This is a genomic window from Streptomyces sp. NPDC017520, assembly GCF_044329855.1.
In the GTDB taxonomy this organism is placed as follows: domain Bacteria; phylum Actinomycetota; class Actinomycetes; order Streptomycetales; family Streptomycetaceae; genus Streptomyces.
The window spans coordinates 126,157-133,701 of record NZ_JBIRKB010000019.1; the positions used below are offsets into that span (position 1 = coordinate 126,157).

Annotated in this window: 4 protein-coding genes; all 4 read left to right on the top strand. The window is 70.4% G+C overall.

Going from position 1 to position 7,545, the window contains the following annotated elements; genetic code table 11:
* Positions 1-100 precede the first annotated feature (100 nt).
* The 4 genes from uvrA (at position 101) to ACH4KB_RS32520 (ending at position 7,454) form a co-directional block, all read left to right on the top strand.
* The gene (uvrA, locus tag ACH4KB_RS32505; protein ID WP_398069753.1) at positions 101-2,569 is read left to right on the top strand and encodes an excinuclease ABC subunit UvrA; all 2,469 of its coding nucleotides are present in this window, start codon (positions 101-103) and stop codon (positions 2,567-2,569) included.
* Positions 2,570-2,757: 188 nt separating this feature from the next.
* Positions 2,758-3,879 (top strand): hypothetical protein, encoded by a 1,122-nt coding sequence (locus tag ACH4KB_RS32510; protein ID WP_398069755.1) that lies wholly within the window; start codon positions 2,758-2,760, stop codon positions 3,877-3,879.
* A gap of 145 nt (positions 3,880-4,024) precedes the next feature.
* Entirely contained in the window at positions 4,025-6,196 is a 2,172-nt protein-coding gene (locus ACH4KB_RS32515) for an FUSC family protein (RefSeq protein WP_398069757.1), read from the top strand.
* A gap of 574 nt (positions 6,197-6,770) precedes the next feature.
* Positions 6,771-7,454, top strand: coding sequence for a phosphotransferase family protein (locus ACH4KB_RS32520; RefSeq protein WP_398069759.1), 684 nt, complete (start codon positions 6,771-6,773; stop codon positions 7,452-7,454).
* Positions 7,455-7,545 lie beyond the last annotated feature (91 nt).

Consider the following 7,545-nt stretch of genomic DNA (forward strand, 5'->3'; position numbering starts at 1 on the left):
TGGGATGACGCAGGTGACCGCCCACTCCCCCGCTCACCCGTCGCGGCCGCTCGCCGGCTCCCGTCGCGCGGTTCCCAGCGTGATCAGGTACTCAGGAAGGGTGAACATAGACGCGATTGACCCCTTCGTGCATGTCCGGGGTGCCAGTGAGAACAACCTGCGGAACATCGATGTCGATCTTCCGCGGAACGCGATGGTCGCCTTCACGGGCGTCTCCGGCTCCGGCAAGTCCTCACTCGCGTTCGGCACGCTCTACGCTGAGGCGCAGCGGCGCTACTTCGAGTCCGTGGCACCGTACGTCCGGAGGCTGTTGCAGCAGGTCGGTGCACCGCACGTGCAGGAGATCACCGGACTGCCACCGGCGGTGGCCCTGCAGCAGCGACGCGGGGCGCCCAGTTCGCGCTCGACGGTCGGCACCATCACCACGCTGTCCAATCTGCTGCGCATGCTGTACTCCCGCGCCGGCACCTATCCGCCCCGGGCCGCACGGCTGGAAGCCGAGTCGTTCTCACCGAACACCCCGGCCGGGGCCTGCCCGGAGTGCCACGGACTGGGCGTCGTCCACGATGTCGCCGAGGAGCTGCTCGTCCCGGACCCCTCGCTGAGCATCCGCGAGGGCGCGATCGCAGCCTGGCCGGGGGCCTGGCAGGGGGCCAACCTGCGCAGCATCGTCAACGGCCTGGGGATCGACATCGACCGACCGTGGCGCAGGCTCAAGAAGAAGGACCGGGACTGGCTGCTGTACACCGATGAGCAGCCCTCCGTCTACATCGAGCCGGAGGAGGACCGCATCGACTACGGCTACCAGGGCACGTTCTGGAGCGCCCGCAAGCACGTCATGCACGTCCTTGCCGACTCCAAGAGCGAGAAGATGCGCGAACGGGCGCTCCGGTTCGTCAGGAGCGTGCCCTGCCCCGAGTGCCACGGCAGCGGACTGCGGCCCGAGGCGCTCGCCGTGACCTTCGCCGGACGTTCCATCGCCGAAGTCAACGCGATGCCGTTGAACGAGGTCGCGGCGCTGCTGCGGCCCGTCGCACGGCGGCCCGAGGCCGACGCCACCACTTCCACCGCCCGGTCCGGGGAAACGACCGAGGTGGCGGTCCGGATCTGCGGCGATCTGGTCGCGCGGGTCGACGTACTGCTCGACCTGGGCCTGGGGTATCTGAGCCTCGGGCGCCGCTCTACGACCCTGTCGCCCGGCGAGGCGCAACGCCTACGGATCGCCACTCAGTTGCGCTCGGGGCTGTTCGGCGTCGTCTACGTACTCGACGAACCCTCCGCGGGCCTGCACCCGGCTGACGCGGAACCGCTGCTGGACGTGCTGGACCGCCTCAAGGCGGCGGGCAACTCGCTGTTCGTCGTGGAACACGACATGGACGTCGTACGGCGGGCGGACTGGGTGGTCGACATCGGCCCCGGCGCGGGCGAGGGTGGCGGGCGCGTGCTGTACAGCGGCCCGGTCGCCGGTCTTGAGCGGGTGGAGGAGTCGGCCACGAGCCAGTACCTGTTCGGGCGCGCCAAGCCACTCGATCACCGAACGCGCACACCGCACGGCTGGCTGCACCTGAGCGGCGTCTCACGCCACAATCTGCACGACGTGTCCGTCGACGTACCGCTCTGCGTACTGACGGCGGTGACGGGCGTGTCCGGTTCCGGAAAGTCGACGCTGGTGACGCAGGTGCTCGCCGAGGTCGTCCGCGGTCACCTCGGACTCGTACCCGAGGAGCCCGACGAGGCGCAGCTGGAAGTCGACGTCAAGGACTCGTCGGGGGTCGAGTCGTTCGACCGGCTGGTCCGGGTCGACCAACGGCCCATCGGGCGTACTCCCCGGTCCAATCTGGCCACGTACACGGGGATGTTCGACGCGGTGCGCAAGCTGTACGCGGCGACGGACGAGGCCAGGGCGCGCGGCTACACGGCCGGCCGGTTCTCCTTCAACGTGCCCGAAGGGCGGTGCGAGACCTGCCAGGGCGAAGGATTCGTCGCGGTGGAACTGCTCTTCCTGCCTGGTACCTACGCACCGTGCCCGACTTGCCAGGGCGCCCGGTACAACGCCGAAACGCTGGAAGTCACCTACCGCGGCAAGAACATCGCGGAAGTGCTGGGGCTGTCCGTCGACGCCGCCGCCGAGTTTCTGTCCGCCGTCCCGGCCGCCGCCCGCAGTCTGGAGACGTTGCGCGAGGTGGGACTGGGATACCTGCGGCTGGGGCAGCCCGCCACTGAGCTCAGCGGCGGTGAGGCGCAGCGCATCAAACTGGCCACCGAACTGCAGCGGGCCCGTCGTGGCCACACGCTCTACCTGCTCGACGAACCGACGGCGGGCCTGCACCCCTCGGACGTCGCACTGCTGCTGCGCCAGCTGCACCGCCTCGTCGACGCGGGCAACACGGTCGTCCTCGTCGAACACGACCTGGACACGATCACCACCGCCGACTGGGTCATCGACCTCGGGCCGGGCGGCGGCGACGCGGGCGGACGGGTGGTCGCGGCGGGCCCGCCGGCCAAGGTCGCGAAGGCCCGCCGCAGCGCCACCGCGCCCTATCTCGCGGCCCGGCTCGCGCACTCCTGACGATGGTCCGAGAGGGCTGACCACCCGTCACGGAGAGCAGGCCCCGTAGGGGCAGAACGACGGAAATCCGGCCGCTCCGCCCGTACCGGCCGGCCGGGGCCAGCGTGTCATCGCGTGGCCGATGCCACGCCGGAGGCATTCTGTGGGCATTTGCGGTCGCGGGGACGGACAACGAGAAGGATGCAGTCATGCAAGCGTCGTCGCAGGTCGTCACGGTGGTCGTTCTCCTCGCGGACCCGGACGCGCCGACCGTGGTCGCGAAGCGCCTGGCACGGACCCTTCCCGCCCGGCTCGCCGAGAAGTCCGGCCGGCAGAGACGGTTCGCTGTCGAGGTGGTCAGCAGGCCCTTCACCGCGGACGCCGAGGACCCGTCCACGTTGATGCGCCGGATCGTGGAGGACGGAAGTGCGGAGAGCTGGGACATCGTCGTGGCCCTCACCGACCTTCCGCTGCACTCGCACAGGCGAAGGCTCGTCGTGGATCTGAGCCACGAACACGGGACGGCGTTGCTTTCCCTTCCGTCCCTGGGGGGCTGGCGGTTGCAGGGAAAGGCACGGCGGGTCGTGGAGGAAGCCGTGCTCAGCCTGGCCGCTTCGCGGTCCCCCGGATGTGAGCGAGCTGCCTATCGCCGACCGCCGCTCGGCCCCTTCGCCGGCCGCCTCGCGCCCATCCGCCCGGGCCCTGGCGACGAGGAGGAGCTCGCCGATCTGCGCTACGTCGCCGACGGCCCGCGCGGCTACGTCAAATTGCTCGTCGGCATGGTCCGCGCCAACCGGCCGTGGCGGCTGGTGCCGGGCCTGTCCAAAGCCCTGGCCGCCGCACTCGCCACGGGAGCCATCGCCACGGTGGACGACACCGTCTGGAGCCTGGCCACCTCCCTGGGCACGCCACGCCTCGTCGTCGCCACGGTCGGTTCCGTCGGGCTCATGATCGGCTGGCTGATCGTGGACGCGAACCTGTGGCATCGCACAACGGAAGGATCGCCGGAGGCGAGGCAGCGATCGGTTCTCTACAACACGTCGACCATGGTGACCGTGAGCATCGGGGCAGCCGTCTGCTACGTCGGCCTGATGGTCGTCAGCTTCGTGTGGGCGCTCTTCGTGCTCAACGGCCACGTGTTCGCCTCCGCGACCCAGCATCCGTTGAACGCGCAGAACTACTGCGCGCTGTCATGGTTCGTGGCTTCGATTGCCACAGTGGGCGGCGCGCTGGGATCGGGGCTGGAGAGCGACGAGGCGATCCGAGCAGCGGCCTATTCCACGCGCGAACAGGAACGTCGCCACATGCTCCAGGGCGAGCACGATGGCTAGCCGCAGGCAAGATGCACACGCACCGGTGGCGACGGCACACGGCCTGTCCCGCCCCTCTCCTCGGCGATGATGAGATGAACATGATGGTGGCTCCGGCGATCCGGCCGACGCGAGCTGAAACGACCTTCCGGCTGGGCCCGCACCCATGACGTGGCCGAGGGCCTTGAGGGACGTCCTCCGATCCGGGCTCAGCATCGAGGAGACGCGCCTGGAGCCCCTGCTCGCTCTGCGCGCGGCCGTCGGTGTGGCACTCCTCGTCGGGCCGGCGCTGTGGCTCGGCTCCCCTGCGTACGCCGCATCCGCCGCCCTCGGCGCCTTCTCCGCGGGTGGGGCCACCTTCCAGCGCGCCTGGCGCCCACGCAAGGTGATCGCGCTCGGCGCGGGCGCGGGGTTGGCGCTCAGCACCCTGGCGGGGTACCTGGCGGCGGGGCAACTCGTGACGTTCCTTCCGCTGCTGGCCCTCTGGACCTTCGTGGCGGGGCTGGCGTGGGCCGTCGGATCGACCGCTGGGATCGTCGCGGCGACGACCGTCGGCAGCATGCTGGTGACCATCACCCTACCCACGAGTGCCGGACGGGCCCTGGAGCACGCCGGGATCATCGCGCTCGGCGGAGTGGTGCAGGCATTACTGATCCTGCTGTTCCCGATCCGCCGATGGGGGGCGCATCGGGACGCGCTCGCCGACGCTCTGGCCGCCGTGGCGGACTACGCCCGTCGGCTCCGGCACGACCCGACGGCCGGGTTCGACCCCGAGCCCTTGATGACAGCCCGGGACGCGGCGGCCGTGACGCCGTCTCAGGCTCGCACGCGCCCCGTCGCCCTGCACGGTCCGCGAGGAGTTGCCGAGCGCATGGTGCCGGCCATCGCCGCGCTGGCCGACCCTGACATCGGCGCCCCGGCCGAGGGTCCCGGGCGGGACCGCGCGCGGGAACTGCTCGACGCGGCCGCTGAGGTGTTGGACGCGGCCGCCCGGTCGATCCGGCGAGGCACCCCCGTCGAGGTACCGCCAAGAGCCTCGGAGCTCCTGCGAGAAGGCACGGAGCACGAGGTGCTCGAAGGTCCGGCGAGGCAGGCCGCCGAAAGGCTCAGGGAACTGCTCGGCGAGGCGCTGGAGATCGCGGAGTGCGGCAACGCGCGCAGAAGGACGCCTGTGCGCCACGGAGGCGCACGCGTCGAGTTACTGGAGCGCCCGACCATGTTCCGGCTTGTTCCGGTCGTCGCACGGGCGGTCCGCCGTGAGCTCCGACGCGACTCGCCCGTCTTCCGGCATGCCGTTCGGCTGGCGGCGGTGGCCACGCTCGGCTACCTCATCGCCGCTCAGCTGCCCCTGGGGCACGGCTACTGGGCGCCCATCGCCTCGGTCATGGTGATGCGCCCGGACTTCCACCGGACGTACGCGCGTGCGGTCGCCCGTCTCGCCGGGACTCTGGTGGGTGTCGCGCTCGCCACCGGAGCCGTGGAGGCCCTGGGCCCGGACGCCCGTCTCTTCGGTGCGCTGGCGGTGGTCTCGGCGGGCCTGTCGTACACCCTGATTCGTACGGGCTACGCCTACTCCCAGTGCTTCGCCGCCGCCTACGTCGTCTTCCTGCTCGGCATGGGCGGCCAGGCATGGGAACAGACGGTTCCGGAGCGGATGGCACTCACTCTGCTGGGCGGAGCCCTGGCCATGCTGGCCTACGCGGCCTTTCCCGCGTGGGAGACGCCCCGGCTACGGGAGCGGCTGGCGGACTGGCTTGCCGCCAACGGCCGCCACGCGGCGGCAGTGCTCCGCCACTTCGCCGAACCGACCGCGGACCGCCGTGCCGACATGCGCAGCGCCCAACTGGCGAGCAGAAGAGCCCGCGCCGCCTGGCAAGAGGCTTACGACCGGGCACAACAGGAACCGGTCCGCCCCAGGGGCCTGACTGCGCAAGAGGCGAAGGCTGCTCAGGAGGCGCTCGAAGGTTTCGACAGAGCAGCAACGCTCATGGAGAGCCGCGTCCCGCACGACGACAACCCTTCCACTCCCGAGGTGGAGGCGTTGGCCGAAGCCCTGGAATCGGACACGGAGCAGGCGGCAGCCGCTATGCGCGAGCACAGGGACCCGGACTGGGCACGCGTGGAGAAGGCCCTCCAGACATGGGAAAGAGCCGGTGGCCGGAGCCCGGCGCTACGGAGCGAGGCAGACCTGCAGAAGCACGCCCTGGAAAACCTGGCGACAGCGGTGAGCCGCACCCCCTTGGAGCGCGATGTCGGCTCCCTGCGCGAGGACCAGCGAGTGCGGGAAGCGGTGGAGGCACAAGGCGATGGTTCGGAAACCGCGCACCGGGGTGGATGACCACCTGCCGCAGCAGGCGTGCGCCCCGCTTCCGAGGTCCGCCTGGTCCGTCCGACAGATGGCCAAGATGAGGGAGCTTCACGCTGAGGACGCAGCGATCAGTCGGTGGGTTGCCCGCTCCGCGATCCAGGCCCTGACGACTTCCTCTCTCGTGACCCTTTGGACCGAGGTCTCCTTTGTGGAGACCTGTCGGCCCTCCCCTCCCTTGTGTGCCGGCTGGCCAGCGTCACGGGCTGTCGGCCAGGGGCCCACTCTCCTCTGCCCAAAATCCGGGCCATACGCGGCCCAGCCGCCTGCAGTGCGGTCGAATCACGACCGTTTCCGCTGGTCGCCTTCTAGACCGAGCATCACGGACCGGGCCGCGCGCCACCTCGGCCCCGTCGAGATGGATCGCCCACCGGTCAGTCAGGCCCCGTCAAGGTCTCCACCTCCGTAGCGCATTAGGTCCGCATCACAGGGTCGGCGACCAGACCGCCGAACTGGGCAGCCCCGTTCGGCGGTCGGATTGGACTCCGATGGAGCCGAGCCTCTCCGCCTGGCCGAGAACCAGATATGGCGACTGCCTCGTCAGCGGGTGATCGTACGGATCGCCCGGGAGGGACAGAGCGCTGCGGCGGCCCGCGAGGTGCGCGTCGCACGTTGGCTCGCCCGGGAGAACGTGCCGGCCGTTCGCCTGGTCGACGTGGAGCAGCCGGTAGAGGCGGACAGCAGGCCCGTGACCTTCTGGGCTGAACTGCCGCCGCAGCAGCACGGCTCGGTCGAGGATGTCGCTGAACTCCTCGCGAGGCTCCACTCCCTGACCACGCCGGCGATCGAGCCGGGGTATCTCGATCCCTTCGTCCGGGTCGGCGAACGGCTGCACGCGGCCACCACGATCCGCGACGACGACAAGCAGTGGCTGAACGCCCTTCACAGCGACCTCCTGGCGGCCTGGGCGGAGCGGCCGGCAGGTATCCCCGGTCGGGCCGTGCACGGTGACGCCTGGCCCGGCAACATCGTCCGCACAGCCGGTGGGGTCCTGATGATGGACCTGGAGCGCTTTTCCGTCGGGCCCCCGGAGTGGGATCTCGTGTCCACCGCCGTGCGCGCGAAGACCACGGGCGCCGTCAGCGCACGTGAGTACGACCGCTTCTGTGCGGTGTACGGGTACGACGTGACGGCGTGGGAGGGCTACCCCGTCCTCGCGCACGCCCGTGAGCTGCGCATGGTGACGTACGCGGCGCAGCACGCAGCCGACAACGCGGAGTGGAAGAGCTAGTGTCTTGAGTCGGTAGTTGGCTTGCGGTTATAGGGTGGGTCGATGCCTGGTCCGAAGCCCTTGCCGCTGGAGTTGTCCGATCACGAACGCC

Bases quoted from the DNA above. Each gene is read 5' to 3' on its own strand.
- ACH4KB_RS32510 (WP_398069755.1), top strand. From the start codon at position 2,758: ATGCAAGCGTCGTCGCAGGTCGTCACGGTGGTCGTTCTCCTCGCGGAC.
- ACH4KB_RS32515 (WP_398069757.1), top strand. From the start codon at position 4,025: ATGACGTGGCCGAGGGCCTTGAGGGACGTCCTCCGATCCGGGCTCAGC.